This window comes from Wolbachia endosymbiont (group A) of Pipizella viduata (genome assembly GCF_964028555.1).
Taxonomy (GTDB): Bacteria; Pseudomonadota; Alphaproteobacteria; order Rickettsiales; family Anaplasmataceae; genus Wolbachia.
The window spans coordinates 337,703-362,779 of the sequence record NZ_OZ034787.1 but is presented as its reverse complement, the minus strand read 5'-3'; the positions used below and the strand labels follow the sequence as shown (position 1 = coordinate 362,779).

The window sequence follows — 25,077 nt, the reverse complement described above, 5'->3', positions numbered from 1 at the left end:
CTGTGCAGATTAAACAGCAAGAAAACAATGTAGTTGGCGTCTTATTTTTAATTTTTTGCACTATGTGCACCTTATGTCTTCACAATATTTCTAGGTTTTTACCTACACAAGCTGAAACGCGTTTATAAGTCGTTTAAGACAGTATAGTACGCCAATTGGCAGGATTAGAGAGTGACAACTAGCTAACACGCGATTTCTTTTGCCTTTTTTTCTGCTTAGTAAATTTCTTAAACATTTAAACTAAGGTGAGTTGCACTTAAAAGCAGCTAAATTGAAGTGTTTAAGACTTAAAAAAACGCCAATACAGAAAATAGACAATGACCAGGGCTTCTTTTGCCTTTTTTTTCGTTTAGTAAATTTCTTAACGTTTGTAGCTAAACGACAATCGTCATCCCGCTACATGTTAGTGGGATCTATGCTAAGAGATACCGCGAATGAATCGCGGGATGACGGTTCATGGTGGAATGACGTAGAATTTTATACTCACCAACTCAGTGTCCAATCTGGATTGTATCTTATCGGTAAAAAAGAAGAGCTATTTTAGGAAGTTTTTATAGGGCTAAAACTAAAGAAAACTTGCATATAAGTTCATCAAGTGTAAAATTAGAGTTGTTTTAAAAGAATAAGTCAATTATGAATCTTGTAACAAAATCTGCTATCGATTTTACTGCTTCAGCTGTTCTCTCTGACGGAGAAATTGTTGATGATTTCTGTCTGAGTAAGCACATAAAAAATAAGTATGCTGTCCTTTTTTTCTATCCACTTGATTTTACTTTTGTTTGTCCAACTGAATTGATATCGCTCAATAATAGAATAAATGAGTTTGCAAAGCGTGGTATTGAAGTGATAGGAATAAGTGTAGATTCAAAATTTTCACATTATAAATGGCGAAACACTCCAGTTAATGATGGTGGTATTGGAGAGGTTAGCTACACTTTAGTGTCTGATATCAAAAAGTCTATATCAAGAGACTATGGGGTCTTATATGATGACTCAATTGCGCTGAGAGCAACTTTCGTTATTGATGATAAATTTATTGTACGTCATCAATCGATAAATGATTTGCCTTTAGGGCGTAATATCGATGAATTCGTTAGAATCGTTGATGCAATTAAACATAATGAGGAGCATGGTGAAGTATGTCCAGCAGGGTGGAAAAAAGGTAAGCCAGCAATGCAGGCAAGCGATGAAGGAGTAGCTGATTATCTAAACTCATACAGTGAAGAATTATAGATTTAGTACAAAAGTTCTTATTATTGGATCTGGAGCAGCGGGTTATGCTGCTGCTATATATGCAGCACGTGCAAACTTAGAGCCAATTGTAGTAACGGGAATGCAGCCTGGTGGTCAGCTTACAATTACTACAGATGTTGAAAACTATCCTGGTTTTGTTTCAATACAGGGTCCAGAACTAATGGAGCAAATGAGGTTGCATGCAGAACAGGTTGGAGCAAAAATAATAGATGATGAGATAAAAAGCGTTGAACAACTTGAGGATTCTAATGAGTATAGGTTTAGATCTTCTGGTAATACTAATGACTACTATTCAGATGCAATTATAATTGCATCTGGTGCGCAAGCGAAGTGGCTTGGTTTGGAGAGTGAAAAGGAATTTCAAGGTTACGGAGTTTCGGCTTGTGCAACTTGTGATGGTGCATTTTTTAGGAATAAAGTTGTAGCCGTGATTGGTGGTGGAAATACCGCTGTTGAAGAAGCAATATTTTTAACTCGATTTGCCAAAGAAGTGATATTAATACACAGGCGTGATAAATTGAGAGCGGAAAAAGTAATGCAAGATAGACTCTTTAAAAATGATAGGATAAAAATAATGTGGAACCATACTGTAGAGCAGATTCTTGGAGAAGAAAATCCGAAAAAAGTTACTGGTATTATAGTTAAATCAACGGAAGCTCAAGAATTGAAAGTCGATGGAGTGTTCATTGCAATTGGGCATGCACCAAATACAGGTATTTTTAAAGGCTTTGTTGAAATGGATGAACAGGGTTACATAATTACAAAACCTGGAGCAACTTTAACTAGTAAAGCAGGGGTGTTTGCTGCAGGTGATGTTCAAGATAAGGTATATCGCCAGGCAGTAGTTGCCGCAGGAACAGGGTGCATGGCTGCACTTGATGCAGAGAAGTTTCTAGAGTCGTAATTAATTAACTCAGAATTAGGATTTTATAGCTAAAGTGACTTAAGTTCACCGATAATTTTAAAAACAAAAATTCGTCATTCCGCTACTTGTTAGCGGAATCTATGCTGAGATACCGCGAATAAATCGCGGTATGACGTAGGAAAACCTTTCTTGGGTTAGCTATAGATAAATTGCTTGCAATTTTCCTTTTTTTTACATAATTATATTATTAAATCATTAATAAAGGGGGTTTAGTATGCCTTATAGAAACGGTGTAACATATTATGGAGCTTATGGAGGTGGTGATAACACGGCATCGCAAGCTCGAAATCCGACAACTTCAAGACAGCTAAGTGAATCAACAAAACAGTTATTTAAAGCTATTGATAATGAAAACCTAGAAGCTTTTAAACAAGCTATAGCAGAAGGTGCGAATGTTAATACGTTTGATGCGGGATATACACCACTAATGACTATTATCATGAATGGTGATGACAGCCCTATATGTTTGAAAATGATGATGTTGCTTTTACAACATCAAAATTTAAATATTAATGCTCAAGAAACTAAAGAACGCAATACAGCTCTACATCTAGCTTTTCGTATCGAAAATCAGCATTTTATAAAGATTTTACTTAGACATCCTAGTTTGAATGTGAATATTAAAAATAATCACCGTACAGATTTTGGAGGTAATTTCTTTCATACTCCTAAAGAATATATTGAACAAATTGGGGGAGAGCAGAGGAAAGGTTTTTCGTATCTTACAATGGAAATAACAAAAGCCTCAAGAGGAAAAGAATTATTAAATGCTCTTTCTAGAGGAAATATTTACCAAGCGAAAGGACTATTAAATCAAGAGCTTAACCCTAATTGCTGGAAAAGAACCTACAATGGAGAAGTAGAAACACCGCTTAGCTTAATTATCGAATCATGTTTACGAGGAATAATAGGAGATAACGAAGAAATATTGACTAAACTTTTAAAACATAAAGACCTAGATTTTAGTCAAATAAAGCCAATACGAGCTATAGAGCAAAATTCACGGTTGAAGAAAATAATTGAACAAGCTATTACAGAGCGATTAACTGATGCTATTAATAGAAAAGATTTAGATGATGTAGAAAAGTTAGTAGAGGATAATTGTTTCATAAATCGTGCAATTGTTACTGCTGCATTTGAAAGTATTGAACGTATCAGAAATTATCTAAATGAAAAATTCCCTACAAGTGCAGAGCAACCTGTAGCAAATACGAATAATATACCAGCAGATTTTGAGGGGTTTGTACAAAAACTTGTAGATGAACTTGAAAGAACAAAAGCTCAACTTGCAGAAACAGAGCAAAAGCTGGATAAGGTTGTGCGTGAAAAAACGAGCGAAACTAGCAAAATTTCACAATTAGAAAAAGATTTAGTACAAGTAAGGCCGGAAAAATCGGCTCAACAAAGTGAATTAAGGGAAGAAAGAGATAGGCTTTCATCAGAAAATAGACTGCTCCGTACTAAAAGTCTGAGTAATAAAAACGAAAAATCCTCACAAGCAATTTCTCCTGGTAAAAAACAAAGCAACTATGCTTATGCATTTTTTATATTATCTGGAGCATTGACTGGTTGTGTAGGTTTAGCAATTTTATACGATTATCTAGTAATAGGTGCTTGTCTTGCTGCAGGTGGATTGGTTTTTCTTTTAGTAGGATGTTATTTATGTAAAGCAGGTAAACGAGATATAGGACCTGGTGGTACCACCGACAATCCTCAAGTTACAAGGGTTTTGATTTCTTCTCCAGGCCCTGCTGAAAATTTTTGTACATGTTAAAAACATCTTGATAATTGAGGTGAGTGTAAACCTGGGTGGTTTCCAGGCTTGAGTGGCCAAGCAGTTGTTGTATTGATCTTATGTCAATATCTTCTTGAAGCAAATGAGTAGCAAAACTATGACGAAATGCATGTGGAGATAAGATTTCTGGCAGATTTAATATTCTCCTTATTTTCTGCAAACGATTAGCCACATAAGTTCTTCCCAATTTTTTTCCTCTTACTCCCAAAAAAAGATATTGTGTTTCATTATTAATGCCAAGATAAGGACAGGCTTTTACATATTCCTGTATACACTTTTTTACTACCGGAAGAATGAATACCTGCCTTTGTTTATCTCCCTTACCTGTTACTATTAAACTTTCATTGTTAATATCACTAACCCCAAGGTTCAACGCTTCACTGATTCTTAAGCCTGTACCATATAGCAGGACGATAATTGCAATTTCTCTTTTTACCACCCAAGGTTCGCTCAAGTCAGATAATTTCATTTCTTTCACCAAAGTTTTTATATCAGGTATTGATAATGCTTTGGGCAGAGTTCTTCTCTGAATTGGCCTTGATAAGGAAAATACAGCTTCATTGTCTATATTGTAGTTGTTTTTTATGTACTTGAAGAAATTTCTGATTACTGACAATGCACGAGCGTTAGATCTTGCATTCACACCTCTTGCATAACGAGAGGTAAGCCAACTTCTTAACTCAGATATACTTAAATTTTTCAGAGTACCAACATTTACTTCTCCACCAATGTGAGTATTTAGGAAACTTATAAGATCCTTCAAGTCCCTCATGTATGACTCTAAAGTGTTTGGTGAATAAGATCTGTTGCACCTCAGCCACTCATACCATTTTTCAATGATTGAACCGAGGTCCACAATTATTTTTTAAAGAAAGCATCGATGCACGCATCTCGAAAGGCTTCATTTATATCAGGATGAGAGTGACAAATTCTGTATATATCCTCTGCTGCTGCGCCATATGCCATTGCAACCGCTGCTTCGTTGATTAGCGTATCAGCGTATGCTCCTATGATATGCACACCTAGTATTGTATCTGCTCTGCTACAAGTTATCACTTTCACGAATCCTTCAGCATCATCAGTGATTTTTGCTCTGCCGTTTGCAGCAAATTGACATTTACCAACTTTGTACTTATAGCCAGCATTTTTGAGTTCCTCTTCGGCTTTACCGATCGAAGAAACCGCAGGGTGAGTGTAAATGACAGATGGTATAATTTCATAATCAACGTGAGGTGACTGTCCTGCTATTATCTCTGCAACTGCCACTCCTTCTTCCTCTGCTTTATGAGCAAGCATTGCTCCACCAATCACATCACCAATAGCAAATATTCCTTTCACATTAGTTTCATATCTGTTGTTAACTTGAACGAAACCGCGATTATCTTTTTCTATTTTTTCATCAATACCAAGACCATCAGTACATGGTCTGCGTCCTGCTGCCACCAATACCTTATCCGCTTCTATAGTGTTTGTTTGATTATCTTTTACAGAGCAAACTTTCACACTCAAAGAGTTACTACTTTGTTTTATTCCCTCAACTTTAGTGCTAAGTAAAAATTTTATTCCTTGTTTTTGTAGACTAGAAAGTAGAGACTTACTTAATTCTCCATCCATTGCTGCAGCGATTCTATCAAAAAATTCTACTACAGTGACTTCAGACCCTAGCCTCCTCCATACAGAAGACATTTCAAGCCCTATTGCCCCGGCTCCAATTACGACAAGTTTTTTTGGTACTTCAGTTAAAGACAATGCACCAGTTGATGAAATAATACTTTTCTCATCGATATTAATTCCTGGCAAAGAAATAACGTCAGAACCGGTTGCAATTACTATATTTTTTGTCTTCAGCACCTTATCTTCAACTGAAACTTCAAGATTACCTTGGTCAAAAGAAGTAATTTTCCCAAGTCCATTGATTTTAGTGATTTTGTGAAGGTTAAACAGATATTCTATACCTTTTCCAAGTTCCTGAACTCTGGCGTCCTTATAGCCTAGCATTTCTTTTAAATCGAAACTTGCATCCTTAATTTTTATGCCAAGCTTCGACAGATCATTTTTCGTGTGAGCATACTGATAGGAAGAATGAAGTAGTGCTTTGGAAGGTATGCACCCAACTCGCAAGCATGTACCACCAAAAATGCTATTTTTATCTATGCAGGCAACTTTCAATCCAAGTTTTGCAGCAGCGATAGCACACTTATAACCGCCTGGACCACCACCTATAACAATCAGGTCATAATCAATCATAAAGAACAAACCTATTTTCTAAAGAATAAACACCATTCCCCTCAGTTGTTACATATATTTTATCGTGAGTAAACACTGGAGTGTGAAACACATTACCAGGTACTTTGACTACCTTTCCTTCACTTTCAGATCCAGGAAAAGCAAGCATTGAACCTTTATTGCTTGTCACCCACAGTGTATGGGCATGCACAATTGGAGCAAACAATTGCGTATTTTCTATTAAATCAGATGCCCAGACTGTTTCTCCATTTTTTATATCCAGGCCGATTATTTTATTATCTTCAGTTACTATAAAAATTCTTCCGCCTTCTTTTTGTTTCTCTGCAGGAATAAGAGGACTATAATATGACTCAATGTCTGATACACTTTTTACTTGCAGTGACTTTGACCACAAAATATTTCCTGATTTCACGTCAATACCATAAATATAAGAATTGTTTGTAGCTATTAAAGTATCGCCAAGCACTCTCGGTGTAGTAGTTACATCTGTGAGCTGTGTATCCAAAAGGTTTGTAGCCAATTTTTGGCTCCACAATTTTTTACCGTCTTCATTAAAAGCTATTAACTCACCATTTGAAAATGGTGCTATTATTTTATCGTTAGAAATTGTTGGCGATATTGAATACAAACCTCGAACCTCATTGATACCGTTTTGATAAGCCCAAACGGAGCTGCCATCTTTTATATCAAACACGTACAGATAATTATCAATAGTCAATACTACCAATTTATTATTTATTACTGCTGCTTTCCCTCTTACTGGAGCTCTCAATTCTTTTTCCCACTCAATCTTGCCAGTTTTTGCATCTATTGCGTGTAAAGTGTTATCCACTATAAAGAAAACATTTTTTTCATAATGCGATAGGCTCATGTTACCAATTTTTTTCCTATGTGAGAGGTGTAATTTCCAATTCATAGCCTTTGAGTTATCAATATCAAAGGAATATAAAGCGCCGTGCTTGTCTGATAAAATAACGCTATCTTCTGTAAGCACTGGAGCTACATATCCTTGAGATAGTTTTTTATCCACTAGACTTATTCGCTCGCTTGCCATTGTGTAACTGCTACACAATAACATTATTATAACAATTATTACTTTCATTACTTAGTTGAGAACAAGATTTATTAATATACATACTAGAAATCTTAATCACAATGAAAATGTTCTTGTTGTACGTTGAAACATTGATTTATGGACAGAATATTATATTATTATGTAAAAACCATACTCTTAGAGGTAATACACCTCATCCACTATGCGGCAACGTGCATAGCTGTATGAACATTGAGATATAAAAGTAATTTATACCAAGAAGAAAGATGTCATCCAAGTAGCTTGACTACTTGGATCCAGATTGGATACTGAGTTGGTGAGTATAAAAGTATAGCTAACGCGAGCTCTGCGTCATACCGTGATTAATTCGCGGTATCTCAGCCGCTAACACATAGCGGGATGACAGCAATCCTACGTCATACCGCCGCGAACCGTCATACTGCCGCAGATCGTCATACCGCGATTCATTCGCGGTATCTCTTAGCATAGATCCCGCTAACAAGCAGCGGGATGACGGTTGTCATAGTGTCATGAAAGTAGCTGACACTGGTTTCCATCCAAGAGGGTGTCATCCGAGTAGCTTGACTACTTGGATCTAGAAAACTTAACTTTAAATAAGTGGCTGCATAATAAAGACTAGATTCCAGCGTCACGCGCTGGAATGACACCATTTTCGGTCTCTTAAATTGCTTTAGCTACAAACATTAAGAAATTTACCAAGCGGAAAAAAAGGCAAAAGAAGCCCCGTGGTGCGAGTTTTGACTCTATATTACTGTAAGTGGCGCTGTAATAATGTGCTAACGCTTAAAATAAGCGCGATTTGGCTGAATGTAGAAAAAATTTAAAAGACATGCAGCCGCTATAATTTTATGTAATCCGCCAAAAAATACCCTAAGTTTTTTACTGAATTTTGTCATTGAGCCTGCAGGTCAAAAACAAGTTTTGAGTCATGAATACCCTTATTGTCATAATAAGGGGGCTGGCGGAGTTTGTCAAGCAAGTTTTTTCGTTTCTGCGGGCTACTTGAATAACGGCTACAATGTTTGTACAATTGTTCGTCATGCGCTGGAACCCGTTTTAGCCCTTATCTATATCTCAGTTCCACCAACAGTTATTGCGTCGACTTTGAGTGTTGGTTGACCAACTCCAACGGGCACATTTTGTCCATCTTTTGAGCATGTGCCAACACCGGGGTCCAACTTTAAGTCGTTGCCAACCATGGATACTTTTTTTAGCACTGTTGGCCCATCACCAATTAGTGTTGCTCCTTTTACTGGCTGTGTAATTTTGCCATTTTCTATTAGGTAAGCTTCTGAAGATGAAAAAACAAATTTCCCTGACGTTATATCAACTTGCCCACCAACGAAATTTACTGCATACAGACCTTTCTTTACGCTAGATATTATTTCTTCCGGCGTATGTTTACCTGGTAACATATAGGTGTTTGTCATGCGCGGCATAGTAACTTCTTTATAACTTTCTCTTCTACCATTACCAGTTGGATTCACACCCATGAGTTTAGCATTCATATGATCCTGCATGTAGCCTTTGAGAATTCCATCCTCTATCAACACATTATAACTGGGTGGAGTACCTTCATCATCTATGCTAATAGCACCACGCAAATTAGGCAGAGTTCCATCATCAACTACTGTGATGCCACTAGCTGCTACTTGTTTACCAATAGAATTTGAAAATGCTGAGACTCCTTTACGATTAAAATCGCCTTCGAGTCCATGACCCACAGCTTCATGCAACAATACTCCCGGCCAGCCCGGACCTAGAATAACTGTCATTTCTCCGGCTGGAGTTGGAATTGCTTCAAGATTTACCAGTGCTTGTTCCAAAGCCTGGTTTGCAACTTCTTTCCACTTTTTCTCAGAAATAAACTTACTATAAGAATCCCTTCCACCGTGTCCTGCGGAGCCTCTCTCGGTACGGCCATCCTTTTCTACAATGACTAGCACATTAAAACCTACCAGAGGCCTGATATCGCTTAATCTGTGATCAACCTTTATTATTTGTACGACTTGCCATTCTCCACTTAGAGTTATTTTTACTTGCTTCACGCAGTTATTTTTGGACCTTACATACTCATTAACCTCATTGAGTAGTTTAATCTTTGAATTCAGATCCATTTCATTTGTAGGGTTAATCCTCGAATATAGGCTTTTTGTCTCTTCGTTTAAATTTATTGAATTTGTCTTGTTTAAAGACACTGAGCTTTTTACCATAGAAGCAGCATTACTAATTTCTTTTTCGCTAATCTCAGAAGAACAAACGAAAGATGTACTATCCTCACAAAAAGACCTTAAACCAAATCCCCTTCTGGTATTCAAATCCACGTGTTTTAATATATTGTTATCAAAAACTAGGGACTCCGACTGGCAAAATTCTAGAAACAGCTCACCACCATCGCTATTGCTCAAAGCGTTATTGACTATTTTATATACGTTATTAATATTAACATTGTTTCGAGCGAAAAATATTTGATCTAGATTTGGCATTACCTTTGAACTAAAAATTGTTTAAGTATATTATTTAACTTTAACATAGTAAACTATAAAAAGCCCGGGTGGCGGAATTGGTAGACGCGCTAGCTTCAGGTGCTAGTAACTTTTTAAGTTGTGGAAGTTCAAGTCTTCTCTCGGGCACTTTTAGCTTCCATATTGCTTGTTGAATTAATTAATGCTACAATATAACGTATTAGGTAATATTTATGCTATGTATGGTGAAAAAGATAAGTTAGCCTACAGAAAGAAGGTACGAACTTACTCGAAACGCTTAGTTACTACACTATCTACTGCTTCTTTTATTGGATATATAGCAGCATTAGCCTTTAGTATTCCTGTCTTAAGTCTGTATTTTAGTATTGCCGGCACTATATTAAGTGTACTTTCGTTTGCTTTAAATATATGGTCATTAAAGGATCATTTCCTACAGAAGCAACTTGGTGTAGCAGGACAAAAAAAACTAACAAAGATCTGTCTTGATATTACATCTAACGTTTCGTTTTTAATAGGAGAAATTGCATCTATATTGCCTCTCGAATCTCCTATCATTCCTTTTGTTTCTACTGCATTTTTTATTCTAGGCTGTACCTTTATGGCAGCTAATATCGTTCGGACTATGATTAGTAAGCCACAAATAGATAAAAATGATAATCTCAAAGCTAGTGATCACTTTAACATTCAACGCGCGATAGCTGAGCCTAATTATCATGCATCAATAAATTAACCCATTCGACTTATACAGGAATATTAGCTATATAATTCCATTGAAGGGAGCCATTCAAAAGAGCTCAACGTAATTAGCATTAAAAAAGTATAAGTGAATTTAAAGCTTAGTGGTAAATAGGGGACTGAGTATCCTTATTTCAACATCAATTACTTGAATAGTTGCTCAAGTCATCAAAATAAAAATTTTTATTCAGTAATTTGTGTATAAAGGGTACTATTTTACTAGTAGTGAAATAAATCAGAATGAAGTCTATTTTATTAACGAGGCCTTTATTGGATTCGTTCAATACAAGAAATATATTGAGAAAGTATGGATACAAAGTTTTTATAGAACCAGTATTCACAATAAAGTACTTAAATCCTGATATATCTGCGTACGAATTTGACGTTGTGATATCTACAAGTAAAAACAGTGTAAAGGCTTTTAGTCAAATATGCAAAGAGGATGACTTTCCGATTATTACAGTTGGTAATTCAACCATGCAGGCTGCAAAAAATTTGGGATTTTCTGATATAATCTCAGCAGACAGCAACGTTGATGGTCTGATATCATTCATAAAAGCTCATTATTCAAACGCAATAAAGTTCTTGTATATAAGGGGACAAGAGGTATCATGTGACCTAAAAAAGAGATTATCTGAAGAAGATTTTAATGTAAGAGAAGTTGTACTCTATAAAACAATTATAAAAAGGAGTCTAACTAATAGGTGTAAAAATTTACTGTTGGATGGTAAAATTGATAGTGTTGCTTTTTTTTCCTCACAGACAGCAAGGGTATTTTGTTCATTAGTTCTAAAAAGTGGGCTATCTCATGTGATGAATAATACAGTTGCATATACCATGAGTAAAAACATTGCTGATAGTTTAAGGTTAATCAAATGGAAAAAAATTATAACATCGAGGTTGCCTACTGGGGAGAGTTTAATTGATATAATTAATAAGGATTGTTGATGCTAAAGATTGCAACTTGGAATGTAAACTCCATACGTAAAAGAGTTAACCAACTTTGTAGTTTTATAGTTGACAGTCAGATAGATATAGTTTTGCTGCAAGAGGTAAAATGTACGGAAGAGCAATTTCCTTATGTAGAGATAGAAAAGTTAGGATATGAATATGCTATCTATGGACAAGTTGCAAGAAATGGCGTTTGTGTTTTATCTAAATATCCGATACTGGAAAAATTAAAAATTGATGTTGTAGAGAGTCATCAAGAAGCACGTTATATAGAATGTGTGATAAAACATACCAATCATAAGGTAAGGGTAGGAAGTGTATACGTTCCAAATGGTCAAAGCCCAGACTCTCATATGTTTGAGTATAAACTCAAGTTTTTTGATAAACTATATGAAAGGATGAGCACTTTGTTGAAAAATGAAGAGTTAACTATTATAGCTGGCGATTATAATGTTGCACTGGATGAAATTGATGTTTTTGATTCAAATTTATTGAATGGCCAAGTGTGCTTTCATATAAAAGAACGTGAGAAGTTAAGAGCAATCTTGAATCTTGGGTTTAAAGACACGTTTAGAATATCCCACCCCAATTTGCAACAATTCACTTGGTGGCATTATCAAGGCAATTCACTCAGAAACAATCAAGGAATGCGAATAGATTATATGCTATTATCGCCACAAGCTGTAGATAAATTGGAAACATGCTACATAGATGATAGATTACGTAAGCTAGAAAATCCATCTGATCATACTCCTGTTGTATGCGTTATAGAATAATAGTAGACCTCTTACACAACTCACTTTATTGGCAAACTTAGGTAGTCTTACTTGGTTGCTGCCCTGTGGTTTTTTGCTGATCTAAAGTAACTTGTTCAAGCACAGTAGACTGCTCACTCTTTTGAGTAAGTTGCTCCTTAGTTGTTACAGCAGGTTGATTACCCTGCCCAGTTTCATTCACTTTGGATCCTAAAATTTTACTAATACCATCAAGAATTTTCTCATCCCATCCTTCTTTTTTCTTTTCATCTCGTGAATGAGGGTTATATAAAGTACCTTCTTTGTCATTTGAAAAAAGAACCTCAACTCCCCCTTTTATGGCGAATATTGTACCAATAACGGCAGCAACTATCGCGAGTGTAGTAGGACCAAAAATTAATATTGAAGCAATGGAAAAAGAAATAGGAAGAAAAATCTTACGTAAGAACGTTGTTACCATCTCTTCATCACTGAGTGGTGGTTCATCCTCCTCTTTTTTACCTTTACCTAAGAATGGTACCTTTTCTAGTAACCCATCTTTAATAGAGCCAAGAGCGTTTTTAGGATCTACCTTTGCTCCAAGCGGCCACCCAGCAAGCTTTATGAATGAATCTTTAGCTTCTGTACCGCGTATATCAGCTACACATTCAGCTACTTCTTGCTTTATTTTGTCATTCTTTAAATTCTCTTCACTAGCTAAATTTTTTTCTCTAATTTTTTCAAATACGGAAAGTAAAAGCTGACAAAAGTTTTCTTCACTTAGTAACTTTATATCTTCTTGATTAATATTATTGAATATATCTTCATGATTTTTTGATATAAAAGTAAAAATTTTCTTTTCATTTCCATTCTGTAATCGCTCTAATCGTTCATATAATGACTTCAGATTTTTCTGTAATTCCTGCGTTTCCTGCTCTAAAAGTTTTGCTTGCAGTTTCTCTTGTATCTTACTTATCTCCTGTTTCGTTTGCTTTTTTAGATTTTCTAGAGTTTCTGGATTTTCTAAAGTATCTAGGAAAGCACGATAGATTAACTGGTGCTCCTCGTTTTTAAATTTAAAAACTTTCTCATCTTTGTTAGTTACCTGATTTGAAGGTTCCAAATTCTTTGTTTGTGGAGTTAATATTTTTGTCATAACTGAGTTACTCACATTTACTATACTTTAATTGTAGCATATTTTTCATATTAATTCAAATAATCTATACTCTTAGAATCCGCCATGTTTAAGTCATAATTAAGAGCCCAGTTGTCGCCAATTTTTATTTCTACTTCAAGTGGTATAGAAATTTCTATTGCATTTTCCATTACGTCTTTCATAAGTTTTGCTGTTTCTTGTACTTTTTCGTCTTCTACTTCAACCAGTAGTTCATCGTGAACTTGGAGGATTATTTTACCTACTTTTAACTGATCAAAAAGCTGAATCGTCGCACGTTTTATTATATCAGCAGCGGTTCCTTGCAGTGGTGCATTTATTGCTGCCCTTTCTGCAAATTGTCTTACATAAGGAATTGTATTGTTTATGTCTCTTACAAAGCATCTCCTGCCAAACAAAGTTTCTACATAACCATGCAATCTTGCGATAGACACTGCTTTTTCCATATAGACCTTTATTTCTGGGTAACAGGAAAAATAGTAATTAATGTATTCAGCAGCTTCCGCAATGGTAATTCCAAGCCGTTTTGCAAGGCCAAACGGGCTGATTCCATATATAATTCCAAAATTAATGGATTTTGCTTTGCGTCTTAATTGCTCATCTATTTCTTGCACTCCAAAAACTTGCCTAGCGGTGATATCGTGAATATCTTGTCCGTTTGCAAAAGCTTCTTTAAATGCTGCAACGTTTGCAACGTGTGCCAGGAGCCTCAATTCTATTTGCGAATAGTCAGCAGAGATTATCTTGCACCCTTTTGGCACAATAAATGCTTGTCTGATAAGATTTCCCTCTTCGCTTCTGATAGGAATATTCTGTAAATTAGGATTGCTGGAGCTCAGCCTTCCAGTTGCAGTTGCAGTTATTGAAAAGCTTGTGTGTATTCTATCATCGAGCGGATCAACCTGTTTTATTAATGCATCAGTGTAGGTACTCTTCAATTTACTTAAATGTCGCCAACTTAAAATTTTACCTGCAATTTCTACCCCTTCTTCTTCGAGTGCCTCTAGAACTTCATAATTGGTGCTATACGATCCAGATTTTGACTTTTTCTTTTTATTAAGCCCCATTTTATTAAATAAAACATCACTTAATTGCTTTGGCGAAGCAATATTAAATCTTTCCTCTGCTAAGTTATATATCTCATCTTCAAGCACGGCAATTACCTGCTGAAATTTATCGGACAGCTCCTGTAATTTTTGTATGTTCAGCAATATTCCATTTTTCTCCATATCAAATATTACTTTCATAAGTGGCTTATCGAAGCGCTCGTAAATTGTGAACAATTTTTCCTGAAATAACCTTTGCTTTAGCTTTTCATGAATTGCTATTAAAGTTTTTGCCGAGAAAATTTCTGCATTTTCACTCAAATTATGCGCAACTATGTTTGGAATACTGTGATCATGTTTTCCTGTATCCAAGCTATACGACATTATCATCAAATCATCAACTGAATCTAGCATCTTCTCCACTGCAGGGAAGATTTTCCTCATCTCTTTAATGTTATGTATTATTTTAAGCACCCCATTTGAGAGTAAAGTTGAGTTGATTGTAATGAGTGCATTTTGTATGCTATCTTGCTCTATACAAAAAATATTACTTTCGCTATAAGATAGACTTAATACATTGTTTTCAAGGTGGTAATGAATTGCAATTTTGCCTTCATATCTACAATGCTCCAAAAATTTCTCTAACTCTTCACTACTATATTCTATTTTCTCTTTTGTGCTAGATCCATTATAGGAAAAAAGCTTTTCTATTTTACCTATTAAGGAATTGAATTCATACTTCTTTAAAAAGGATAATAGTTTTTCCACATTTGGAGGGCGAACTTCACATTTTGCAATATCATGTTGAAGGTCTACTTTTTCGCATAGTGATAAAAGTTCTCTTGAAATTAGCGCTTTTTCCTTATGTTCAGCAAGAATATTACGAATCCTCGTTTGCTCGATGTTATCAATGTTCTCTATAATATTATTCAATGAATCAAATTCATCTAGTAATTTAGCTGCAGTCTTCGGACCTATTCCCGGAACGCCTGGAATGTTGTCAGATGCATCACCAGTTAGAGAAAATAAATCAAGAAGCTTGTGTGAGTTTACACCAAATTTTTCTATTACTTGTTTTTCATCTATATATATATTTTTAATGGGGTCGAATATTAAAATATTGTGGTTCAAGAGTTGAAATAAATCTTTATCTGATGAAACGACTACCACTTTAAAGTCTTGGTGGTTGGCGTATTTTGCAGCTAGTGTTGCGATTATGTCATCTGCTTCATAACCTTCAATTTCTTCATAGCTGAGGTTAAAAGCTTCTACCGCTTCCCTCAGTATGGTGAACTGTGGAATTAGATCCTCAGGAGGCGTTACTCTGTTTGCTTTGTATTCAGGATATAAATTGTGCCTAAAATTCTTTTTTCCTGCATCAAGTGCTATAGTTAAGTAGTCCGAATGGGCAATGTACTTAAGAACCATATTCAGAAAGCCATATACACCACCTATTGGCATTCCTGTTGTGGTAATTAAGTGAGGTAGTACATAGTAAGCTCTGAAAAGAAAACCATAGCCATCGATGATTGTGAAAGTTTTTTCTTTCATTGTAGATATTTATGCGTGCTTTTGATGGTCCACTATTTAGCTGCGAAAATCAAGTTTTTGTTTTTCTGCTTTTGAGCATTGTAAGAGATTCTGCCGAAAATAGCATTCATGAATGGTTATACCAATTAGACTTCTTGCATAACCATATGACGAACTTTTATTGGGAATAGAAACGAAAAAACTTACTTGACAAACTCCGCCAGCCCCCTTATCATGGGATTAAGGGTGTTTATGACTCAAAACTTGTTTTTGACCTGCAGGCTCAATAACAAAATTCAGTAAAAAACTTAGGGTACTTATTGGCGGATTACATAAAATTATAGCGGCTGCATGTCTTTTAAATTTTTTCTACATTCAGCCAAACCGCGCTTAAACTAAGCGTCAGCACATTATTACAGCGCCACTTACAGTAATATAGAGTCAAAACTCGCTACTCGGGGCTTCTTTTGCCTTTTTTTTACTTGGTAAATTTCTTAACGTTTGTAGCTAAAGTAACTTAGGTTCACCGACAATCGTCATCCCGCTACTTGTTAGCGGGTGAGATACCGCGGCGGTATGACGGTTCGCGGTGGTATGACGATAACCTCATCATCCTGCTACGTGTTAGCGGATGAGATACCGCGAATGAATCGCGGTATGACGGTTCGCGGTGGCATCTCGTCATCCCGCTACTTGTTAGCGGGATCTAGAGATACCGTGAATAAATCACGGTATGACGTGTTAGCTATACCTTTTTTCTACTTAGCTTGGGTTATACAAGAAGTCTAATGAAGTGAAAATAAATTTATTTACCAAAATAGAGTTGCCTTGGTCTACAGATCTTAGTTTCTTTATCATTTATCATTTCATACCACTGAGTAACCCAACCAGTGGTTCTTGCAAGTGCAAAAATAGGCGTGAACATATTTGAGGGAATATCGATAGCATTCATTATTATACCTGAGTAAAAATCAACATTTGGATATAACTTACGCACGATAAAATATTCATCCTTTAAAGCTATTTCTTCAAGTTTTTTTGCAATTTTGAGCAATTCATTATTTTGTTCTAGTTTACTTAGAACCTCATGACAAGCGTCTTTCAATATCCGCGCGCGCGGATCATAATTTTTATAAACACGATGTCCAAATCCCATCAATTTAAATGGATCTTTATCATCTTTAGCTTTTTCGATGAATTTATCTATATCTTCACTTTGCTCTATCTCTTTTAGCATATTTATAACTGCTTCATTAGCTCCACCATGTGCTGGTCCCCAAAGTGTAGCAACTCCTGCAGAGAGGCTTGCAAACAGATTAGAGCCAGCCGATCCCACCAATCTGACAGCCGCCGTAGAAGCATTCTGTTCATGATCAGCATGGAGAGTAAATATTTTATCCAGAGCTTTTACAAAAAGGGCGCTTTTATCATTATCAACAGCATCGCCAAATATCATCTTTAAGAAATTTTCACTGTAACTTAATTCATTGTTAGCATTTATGAATTCCTGATTATTGATATGCCTATAAATCATTGCAACAATTGCAGGAACTTGTGCTATTGCAGAAATTCCAAAATCTAAATCTTCACCATTGACATTGTTGCCATGTGTTTCATGGTAAGATGCTGACAAATTTGCAAAACATGCAACTAAAATCGACATAGGGTGAGCAGTTTTTGGAAATGCTTTGATTACATTTGTAACTTGCTCTGATACTTTGGATGATTCTTGTATTTTGAGAAGAAATTTTTTGTGTTGCTCTGAACTGGGTAGTTCACCATAGAGTAATAAATAAATCACAGCAGTAAAACTATTATTCTCTGCCAAATCAGCTATATCATGTCCCCTATATTTAAGAACTCCTTCATCTCCATCAATAAATGTAATCGAAGAAGAACATGAAGCTGTGGAAACAAACCCTGGATCATAAGTGAATAATCCTGTCGTCTTATATAAATCCTTGATATTTAACACGTCAGGACCTATTGTTCCACTTAATATGGGTAGCTCAATTTTTAATCCATTACTTAGTTCTAATAGCACTTTTTTATCCATCACTTAAGCTACTTAAATTTTATACAGAATATACAAACTGAAGAGTATATATTAATACAGTTAACTTTACATTAACCGTATTAAGCGGTCATCAATGCTTTTACTTTTGCATTTAAGCGACTTATTTTACGCGCAGCAGTATTCCTATGAATAACACCTTTATTCACACACTTGTGTAAATTAGATTCAGCATTCTGAAATGCCAGAACAACATTTTCTTTGTCGCCAGACTTGATTATATCAACCAATTTTCTAATAGCGGTGCGAGTTTTACTTTTCCGCATCTTATTTATTAAAGTGCGCTTTGCTATTACCTTTATCATTTTTTTAGCACTCTTATGATTTGCCATATATTAATACCTAAAATACTGTACTTTTTTTTTAATTATAAAGTTTTTTTGTTAATTTGCAATATCAGTTTTTTCTATGGTTAATCTACTGCTTCTCTCTTCAATAATTTTTTCTAAACTTTGCAAGAATTCATTTTTGTTTAACCCAGGATATATTGGGGGCAATATTTCTATTACTGCCTTTCCGGGATTCTTTCTCAGAGAAAGTATGCTTTTTGGCCAAAACAAACCAGTGTTTAAAGCAACCGGTAACACAGGAACAGATAATACGCTATATAAAGCAGCAATACCCGGTTGATATTTTATATTTTGGTTTATAGTCGTTCTTGTACCTTCAGGAAATATTATTATGCTTCTATTTTCTTTTATACGCATTTTTGCTAGTTTAATTATATGGCGTATAGAACTGATACCATCTGAACGGTTAATAAAAATCATTTTCAGCGCTATAAGATGTAAACCAATGAATGGAATCCATTTCAATTCACGTTTTAAAATAAAAACCGCTTTTCTAAATAGTAGTATAAAAATAAATGTTTCAAATGGAGATTGGTGTTTAGATGCAATGATAAAAGGTTGCTTAGGAATGTTTTCCATTCCCCTCACTTCATATTTAATGCCACATAATAAACGCAGCATGAATAATACAACTCTCACCGAACAGACGAGGAAAATGGTTATTACATACTCAGGAAAGAAAATTACAGGGAGAGCAATTAAAGTATAGAATACTTCCCATAATATAAGGAAGAAATTAAACAATAAACTTGAAATCACAAACTCACATAAACTTATTTGAATTTAACTTTACTACAAATTAAAAGCAATAAGTTTAATTATTGATCATCTGAGTAATAGGATGCGAATCAGCTAATTTGTCCTTTAACTTTTCGTTAGCAATATGAGTATATATTTGTGTTGTAGAAAGGTTAGTATGGCCAAGAACTTTCTGTATCAACACAATATTTGCTCCGCTATCCAGTAGATGGGTAGCAAAAGAATGCCTAATCACGTGTGGAGAGACCTTATTTTCATCAATATTGCATTTTCTTGCTAACTCCTTCATTAATTGACCGACCCTCTGCCTTGTAATTGGTTTATTAGGTTTATCACCTGGGAATAGCCAATCGGATTCCTTTTCGTTAGGGATCAGATTGTCACGAACTGATAAATAATTTCTAAGGCTCTGCAATGCTTGTTCATTAAAAAGAATTTGCCTCTCTCTACCACTTTTTCCTTTTATTATTATATAGCATTCTTTGTTATTACTGTTTATTAAATGTGACACTTCACATAACTTCATATCAATTAGTTCAGAAACACGCATTCCAGAAGAGTAAAGGATATCTAAAATCGCACATAGCCTTTTACTGCTTATCTCTTTATTCGATTCGCTTGCTGATTTTCTCACTGCGTCCATTAGCAAAAATATTTCTTCGACACTTAAATACTTAGGCAAAGGACGAGAAACTTTTGGATTCTTTAATTCAGCATCATTAGCCGGTGCTGGATTAAAATCTATTATTCCGTCATTAAATAGACACTTATAGAAATTTTTCGTAGCGGATATTTTTCTTGATATAGAGCTACTTTTATATTTTTTTTGTGTACATAGATATTTCACATAATCTTTAATATTGGTTTTGTTTACGCCAACCAAGGTAGTGCCGCTTTCTAATAAAAATTCTTCAAACTGGTGTAAATCCGAACGATAACTTTCCAGAGTATTTTGTGTAGCGGACCTCTCTGAAGCCAAAGCATCTATGTAATATGTTATGTAAAGATTTTCTTTTTTATTTTGCGACTGTTTATTTTTCATTATCAGCTCCTATATTTATTTCTTTAGCTATAATTTGATTGGAAGTGTTTCCTATGTGTCTTATGAGAAAATATGAGACAAATAAGGCATTTATCAATAGAGTAAACATCACAAACCTTTGCTTTAACCTTTTTTTTAAATTTAATCTTACTCTTATCATAGTTAAATTATAACGTCAAATCTATAAAAAACACCTTATAAAGTGAGCTCTACTATAAATATAGAATACTTCTTAGCTGTATCTATCTATATTTATTATAACATAACATTTATTATAATTCTAACATGGACAGATAGAGATTTCAATTACGTTAGTGTTTGGGTGTTAATAAATTTTTAATATATACAATGAGTACTTTACAAAAGAAGAAATCAAATGGCATCTTTTTTAAATAAAGTGCTAATAAAAGGAACGGTCACATTTGACCCTATAGATTCATTATCTATCTTCTCTATAATTTTATCAATGCTATAGAAAGAACGTTCTATTCTTGCTAAAATATAATTAATCACTTTTAAATCAATTTTTAACTGTTTATCTGAAAATCGTTTTATTAGCATGATTCTTAATAATTCTTCGCTTGCAGGCAAAATTTTTACGCTGATAGTTGATAATATTCGAGAACTTAAATCTCTTAGTTTGAAGTTAAGTTTTTTTGGTGAAATTGAAGAAGTGATTAGCAGCTTCTTATCATTTTCTTTCATGTAATTGTAACAATGTAATAACATTTCTTCATCTTTAATGTTTTGTACGTCTTCTAAAATAAAAGCATCGCTATACCTAATCTCGCTTACAAAGTTATTCACATTGATAAAAATTGCATCGTTTATTGACTGCCAAATATGAGCAAGATGAGTTTTACCAGAGCTTTTAGGTCCAAAAAGAATGAGAGATTTCCAAGATAAATCCTCAATTACTGAATTATATATGTGCTTATTTTCATCTAAGATGATGTAATTTTGCCGACTATAATCAGCTTGATTGTTGTTAAATAAATTTAATTGCACATTAAACCTCTTACGTAACCTCTTTCTGGTAGTAATTTTTGCGCAGAAATTTACTTATGCTCCTCAAATATCTCAGGTATTCTGGGCTCATTTCTCCTCTTACCATAAATTGATTATGCAAAAGGTCTGTTAGCCGTTTTTATAAAGCTCACTTTTAAAATATTTATTGATTGCATATTCTACTGATACATTGAACATTGCTATTATTGGAATAAAAAGTAATATACCTGTAAATCCAAAATATGAAGCGCATATAGTAATTCCCAGAATAATTACAGTTGGATGTATATGAACTTTTTTTCCTATTAATAAAGGAACTAATATGTTTGAATCTATTAATTGTCCAACACCAAATAATAGCAAAACGGCAGCACTTTTAAACCATTCACTAAATTGAGTAATAGCGCTCAAAAACCCAATAATGGTATATAATAATGGTCCTACGTAAGGTATGAACGTTAATATTCCTGATAAAATTCCAATAACAATAGAGTGTTTCAATCCGATTATGCTCAGGCTCACAGAGTAAAAGACCATCATGACAATACATACATTTACCTGCCCCTTTAGATAATTAGATATGATGAAATCCACTTTGGAAAAATAATTTGCAACTTTTTCTCTATAAGAAACAGGTATTAATTTATTAGCTTTTTCTATAATTAAAGGCCAATCACGTAATATATAGAAAAACACTACAGGAGTAATCACCATTAATGATACCGTGTGAATCAAGCTAAAGCTTGAACTTAACACTTGGATTATAAAGTTACTAGCAATATCAAGAGCATTTATGAAATAAGATACATAGTCGCTGTAATTTTCTGCTAGATTTTTAGATAAGTGATCAAATAAGCTATCCTCGATTTTTATATTAAGAAATTCTAATACAGAGGGGATTACTTTAAGTTTTAATGAAGGCACTTTACTCACTAAGAAATTTAATATTGAAGTAATTTGAACATATATAATAGGTAAAACAAATGTTATAACTAGTATAAAAGCTATTAATAAAACAAGTATTATAAAAATTACAGAACATGAACGCGGTATTCTATACTTTTCAAACTTGACTACTAGCGGATTAAACAAATATGCAATAACAATAGACATTAAACATGGAAAAATCATAGGACGCATCAGGAATAACATCCCTATTATAAAAAGCAGTATAAAACAAATAGTTATATGACGTTTTTGCATGCGTTTAGCATAGTCAATTTACTGAAAAATATACAGTTTATTGTAAATACTATCTATTCATTGTTTTATCAATTTTATTAAGTATTAGGTCAATCAAATTTTCACCCAATTCTTGACTGAATAAAACTCCGTTATGTGGATCATCTTCATACCTTTTCGAATTAACAGTCTTGATCAATTTTCCACGTAGCAATACATCATTTTCTATTGCGTGCGCCAATTGTGCAGGTTGTGGTATTAAGTAATCTCTTTTGCTATTAATAACTATTATTGGCATATTCAATTTTCCCTCATCTCGCAACTTTCGTATATCGTTCACTAAATCAAAATCTAGATCTAAAGCCTTTAGCAATTTTTTAAAAATGGATGAGGACAACATACTTAAAATTTTTGCTTGAGGGATCGGAAAATGCCCTATTGCTGTATGAAAAGAGCTGAAAGTGCTAGTAAAAATAACACTTCCAAGTTTAACGTTTTTGTCTGCAAAGTGCTTCAAAACTGCCGATGCAACTGCTCCTCCAAAGGAATGGCCAAAAAGTATAATGTTTTCAGGCCTCACACCCTTGTCCATTAATTCATTGATTTCTTCTATCGAGGGCTTAAGCAAACTTTGATCTCTATTTATAAAGGGAATAATAATAAGCATTACGGATAAAAAAATGCAGGTTAGAGCAGCTAAGCTTGCTAAACCAACTACTCCAGCTGTTATGGGGCTTATAAGTAGTAATATTGCAATGGGCGCTGATACAGATACCACGAGGAACAAAAAGCTAACTGCAGCATAAGCTATGTAGTTTTGGAATATAGCCGGATATTTATGTGTATGAGCAATAGCTTTTAGCCTATTTCTGCCACATAAATGCTGTAAGCATTGTTGAGCATTTTTATGATTATCCCCTATTCCATGAAAGAATATAAGGTGTATCTCATTTTCTTTATTACACTTAGTAATGTGCATTCTAGCATCGTATTATATCTTATAAGATAATACACTCTTTTTTTAAAACTGTAAATAACTTGTTACTATACACTTACGCTGAAAATGATAAATATGCACACTAACAGACTTAAGAAATACAAAATAGCAGCATTAATAGTTGCAGCAGGAGTAGGCAGTAGATGCAGTAACACAATTCCTAAGCAGTATACAAAACTTGCAGGTAAATCTGTTTTATTTCATGCAATTAAAAGATTTCTGGCTAACCAATATATAGATTACATAAGAATAGCAATTAATAGAGACCATGAAAGTTTTTATAGGGAAGCAATGGATCTCTTATCCAACCATTATTTAAGTGAAAAATCAGCAGTACACTCCTTGATGTCATTCCAGCGCGTGACGCTGGAATCTAGAAAAAAAGAAAAAGAATGGATCCCAGTGTCAAGCACTGGGATGACAGGAGGTGTAGATACTAAATTACTAAGTCCAATATATGGAGGAGAAAACAGGCAAAATTCAGTTAAACTAGGGCTTGAAAGCTTACAAAAAGTTAACCCAGATTTTGTAGTTATACACGATGCTTGTAGGCCTTTTGTGTCAGATGTTCTGATAGATAACTTGGCTCAGTCCATGATTAATGATCAATATACAGGAGTAGTACCAGCAATAGAAGTCGAAGACACTATGTCATTGGTGGGTAATAATTTCGTTGAATCTACGATTTCAAGAGGAAAACTCAGAGCCATACAAACTCCTCAAATTTTTAATTTCAAAGAATTATTATCGTGCCATCAATCAGACAAAGAATTTACTGACGATTCATCACTAATGGTAGAGCACAAAAAACATGTTGCGATTATTAAAGGTGAGAAAAGCAATTTTAAGTTAACCACAAAAGAGGATATCAATATAGCAAAGCTTCTCTTTGAAGAGCCAAAATTTCGTGTCGGAACTGGTTATGATATACATAAGTTCATTAAAGTTCAAAATGGTGCTGAGAGCTTTATAAAAATTTGCGGTGTGAAAATTGAACACAACATGGCAATAGAAGCGCACTCTGATGGTGATGTTGCAATACATGCAATCGTTGATGCAATACTCGGAGCACTGGGATGTGGCGACATAGGAGAGCACTTTCCTCCTAGTTCCTCTGAATGGAAAGATTGCAATTCATCTCACTTTCTTGACTTTGCTGCTAAAAAAGCAAAGGAAAAAGGGTACAGCGTGTCTAATTTAGATATTACTATAGTTTGTGAGGAGCCTAAAATATCGCCTTACAAAGTAGAAATGAAGAAATTCATATCAAAAGCATTAGAGATTGATGATGAATTCGTAAATGTCAAAGCAACCACTGCAGAAAAATTAGGTTCTCTTGGAAGAAATGAAGGAATAGCAGCATATGCTTCTGTGTTATTGCATACAAACTTTTATTGGGAATAGAAACGAAAAAACTTCCTTGACAAACTCCGCCAACCCCCTTACCATAAACACTGAAGCTATTTATTTATCTTCTCTGTACAGATTAAATGACAAAAAAACTCACGTATCTGGCGTCTCATGTTTAATTTTTTGCACTATGTGCACTCTATGTCTTTATAAAATTTCTAGGTTTTTACCTATACAAGCTGAAATACGCTTATAAAGCATTTAAAACATTAAAAAACGCCAACTTAAAAAATGGATAGTGAATAATTAGCTACCCTAGGGTTTCTTTTGCCTTTTTTTCTGTTTAGTAAATTTCTTAACGTT

Annotated in this window: 20 protein-coding genes and 1 tRNA gene; 8 read left to right on the top strand and 13 right to left on the bottom strand. The window is 34.5% G+C overall.

Annotation, left to right across the window (positions count from 1 at the left end):
* Window positions 1-633 precede the first annotated feature (633 nt).
* From ABWU50_RS01685 to ABWU50_RS01675, 3 genes are all read left to right on the top strand, one after another.
* Complete coding sequence (locus ABWU50_RS01685) at window positions 634-1,233, top strand: peroxiredoxin (RefSeq protein WP_353276079.1); 600 nt, start codon at window positions 634-636, stop codon at window positions 1,231-1,233.
* Window positions 1,220-2,158 (top strand): thioredoxin-disulfide reductase, encoded by a 939-nt coding sequence (trxB, locus tag ABWU50_RS01680; RefSeq protein ID WP_353276077.1) that lies wholly within the window; start codon window positions 1,220-1,222, stop codon window positions 2,156-2,158. Before ABWU50_RS01685 ends, trxB begins: the two co-directional genes overlap by 14 nt.
* 235 nt (window positions 2,159-2,393) lie before the next feature.
* A complete protein-coding gene (locus tag ABWU50_RS01675) occupies window positions 2,394-3,953 on the top strand; it encodes an ankyrin repeat domain-containing protein (RefSeq protein ID WP_353276075.1) in 1,560 nt (519 codons plus the stop codon).
* On the opposite strand, the gene ABWU50_RS01670 is transcribed toward ABWU50_RS01675, so the two are convergent.
* The 4 genes from ABWU50_RS01670 to tldD form a co-directional block, all read right to left on the bottom strand.
* Window positions 3,898-4,830, bottom strand: coding sequence for a tyrosine recombinase XerC (locus ABWU50_RS01670; RefSeq protein WP_353276074.1), 933 nt, complete (start codon window positions 4,828-4,830; stop codon window positions 3,898-3,900). The two genes, ABWU50_RS01675 and ABWU50_RS01670, sit on opposite strands and share 56 nt — an antisense overlap.
* Before the next feature lie 2 nt (window positions 4,831-4,832).
* Window positions 4,833-6,221, bottom strand: a complete 1,389-nt coding sequence (gene lpdA, locus ABWU50_RS01665) for a dihydrolipoyl dehydrogenase (RefSeq protein ID WP_353276073.1) — start codon at window positions 6,219-6,221, stop codon at window positions 4,833-4,835.
* Window positions 6,214-7,323 (bottom strand): PQQ-binding-like beta-propeller repeat protein, encoded by a 1,110-nt coding sequence (locus ABWU50_RS01660; protein WP_353276072.1) that lies wholly within the window; start codon window positions 7,321-7,323, stop codon window positions 6,214-6,216. Before ABWU50_RS01660 ends, lpdA begins: the two co-directional genes overlap by 8 nt.
* 1,040 nt (window positions 7,324-8,363) lie before the next feature.
* Window positions 8,364-9,782 carry a metalloprotease TldD gene (tldD, locus tag ABWU50_RS01655; protein ID WP_353276070.1) on the bottom strand — a complete coding sequence of 473 codons (1,419 nt, stop codon included), beginning with the start codon at window positions 9,780-9,782 and terminating at the stop codon, window positions 8,364-8,366.
* Window positions 9,783-9,844: 62 nt separating this feature from the next.
* On the opposite strand from tldD, the gene ABWU50_RS01650 reads away from it, so the two are divergent.
* The 4 genes from ABWU50_RS01650 to ABWU50_RS01635 all read left to right on the top strand — a co-directional run bounded on the left by ABWU50_RS01650 (window position 9,845) and on the right by ABWU50_RS01635 (window position 12,244).
* A tRNA-Leu gene (locus ABWU50_RS01650) sits at window positions 9,845-9,929 on the top strand.
* Between the two features lie 70 nt (window positions 9,930-9,999).
* A complete protein-coding gene (locus tag ABWU50_RS01645) occupies window positions 10,000-10,512 on the top strand; it encodes a hypothetical protein (RefSeq protein WP_353276314.1) in 513 nt (170 codons plus the stop codon).
* Window positions 10,513-10,757: 245 nt separating this feature from the next.
* Window positions 10,758-11,465, top strand: a complete 708-nt coding sequence (locus ABWU50_RS01640) for a uroporphyrinogen-III synthase (protein ID WP_264687969.1) — start codon at window positions 10,758-10,760, stop codon at window positions 11,463-11,465.
* Window positions 11,465-12,244, top strand: a complete 780-nt coding sequence (locus ABWU50_RS01635; RefSeq protein WP_353276069.1) for an exodeoxyribonuclease III — start codon at window positions 11,465-11,467, stop codon at window positions 12,242-12,244. The genes ABWU50_RS01640 and ABWU50_RS01635 overlap by 1 nt, the downstream gene beginning before the upstream one ends.
* Window positions 12,245-12,281: 37 nt before the next feature.
* Here the strand turns inward: ABWU50_RS01635 and ABWU50_RS01630 are convergent, their stop codons facing one another.
* The 9 genes from ABWU50_RS01630 to ABWU50_RS01590 form a co-directional block, all read right to left on the bottom strand.
* On the bottom strand, window positions 12,282-13,358 hold the full coding sequence (locus ABWU50_RS01630) for a hypothetical protein (RefSeq protein ID WP_353276068.1): 1,077 nt from the start codon (window positions 13,356-13,358) through the stop codon (window positions 12,282-12,284).
* Window positions 13,359-13,408: 50 nt separating this feature from the next.
* Window positions 13,409-15,973 (bottom strand): DNA polymerase I, encoded by a 2,565-nt coding sequence (gene polA, locus ABWU50_RS01625; protein ID WP_353276067.1) that lies wholly within the window; start codon window positions 15,971-15,973, stop codon window positions 13,409-13,411.
* Between the two features lie 784 nt (window positions 15,974-16,757).
* Window positions 16,758-18,008: a citrate synthase gene (locus tag ABWU50_RS01620; protein ID WP_353276312.1), complete on the bottom strand. Its 1,251-nt coding sequence runs from the start codon at window positions 18,006-18,008 to the stop codon at window positions 16,758-16,760.
* Between the two features lie 80 nt (window positions 18,009-18,088).
* Complete coding sequence (gene rpsT / locus ABWU50_RS01615) at window positions 18,089-18,358, bottom strand: 30S ribosomal protein S20 (protein WP_353276066.1); 270 nt, start codon at window positions 18,356-18,358, stop codon at window positions 18,089-18,091.
* Between the two features lie 51 nt (window positions 18,359-18,409).
* Window positions 18,410-19,135 (bottom strand): lysophospholipid acyltransferase family protein, encoded by a 726-nt coding sequence (locus ABWU50_RS01610; RefSeq protein ID WP_319604560.1) that lies wholly within the window; start codon window positions 19,133-19,135, stop codon window positions 18,410-18,412.
* 55 nt (window positions 19,136-19,190) lie between these two features.
* Window positions 19,191-20,177, bottom strand: coding sequence for a tyrosine-type recombinase/integrase (locus ABWU50_RS01605; protein WP_353276065.1), 987 nt, complete (start codon window positions 20,175-20,177; stop codon window positions 19,191-19,193).
* A gap of 372 nt (window positions 20,178-20,549) precedes the next feature.
* Entirely contained in the window at window positions 20,550-21,185 is a 636-nt protein-coding gene (locus tag ABWU50_RS01600; RefSeq protein WP_253309351.1) for a DnaA ATPase domain-containing protein, read from the bottom strand.
* 129 nt (window positions 21,186-21,314) lie between these two features.
* Window positions 21,315-22,388, bottom strand: a complete 1,074-nt coding sequence (locus ABWU50_RS01595; RefSeq protein WP_353276064.1) for an AI-2E family transporter — start codon at window positions 22,386-22,388, stop codon at window positions 21,315-21,317.
* Between the two features lie 49 nt (window positions 22,389-22,437).
* Complete coding sequence (locus tag ABWU50_RS01590; protein WP_353276063.1) at window positions 22,438-23,346, bottom strand: alpha/beta hydrolase; 909 nt, start codon at window positions 23,344-23,346, stop codon at window positions 22,438-22,440.
* 84 nt (window positions 23,347-23,430) lie between these two features.
* Between ABWU50_RS01590 and ispF the strand changes: the two genes are divergently transcribed.
* Window positions 23,431-24,768 carry a 2-C-methyl-D-erythritol 2,4-cyclodiphosphate synthase gene (ispF, locus tag ABWU50_RS01585; protein ID WP_410542066.1) on the top strand — a complete coding sequence of 446 codons (1,338 nt, stop codon included), beginning with the start codon at window positions 23,431-23,433 and terminating at the stop codon, window positions 24,766-24,768.
* Window positions 24,769-25,077 lie beyond the last annotated feature (309 nt).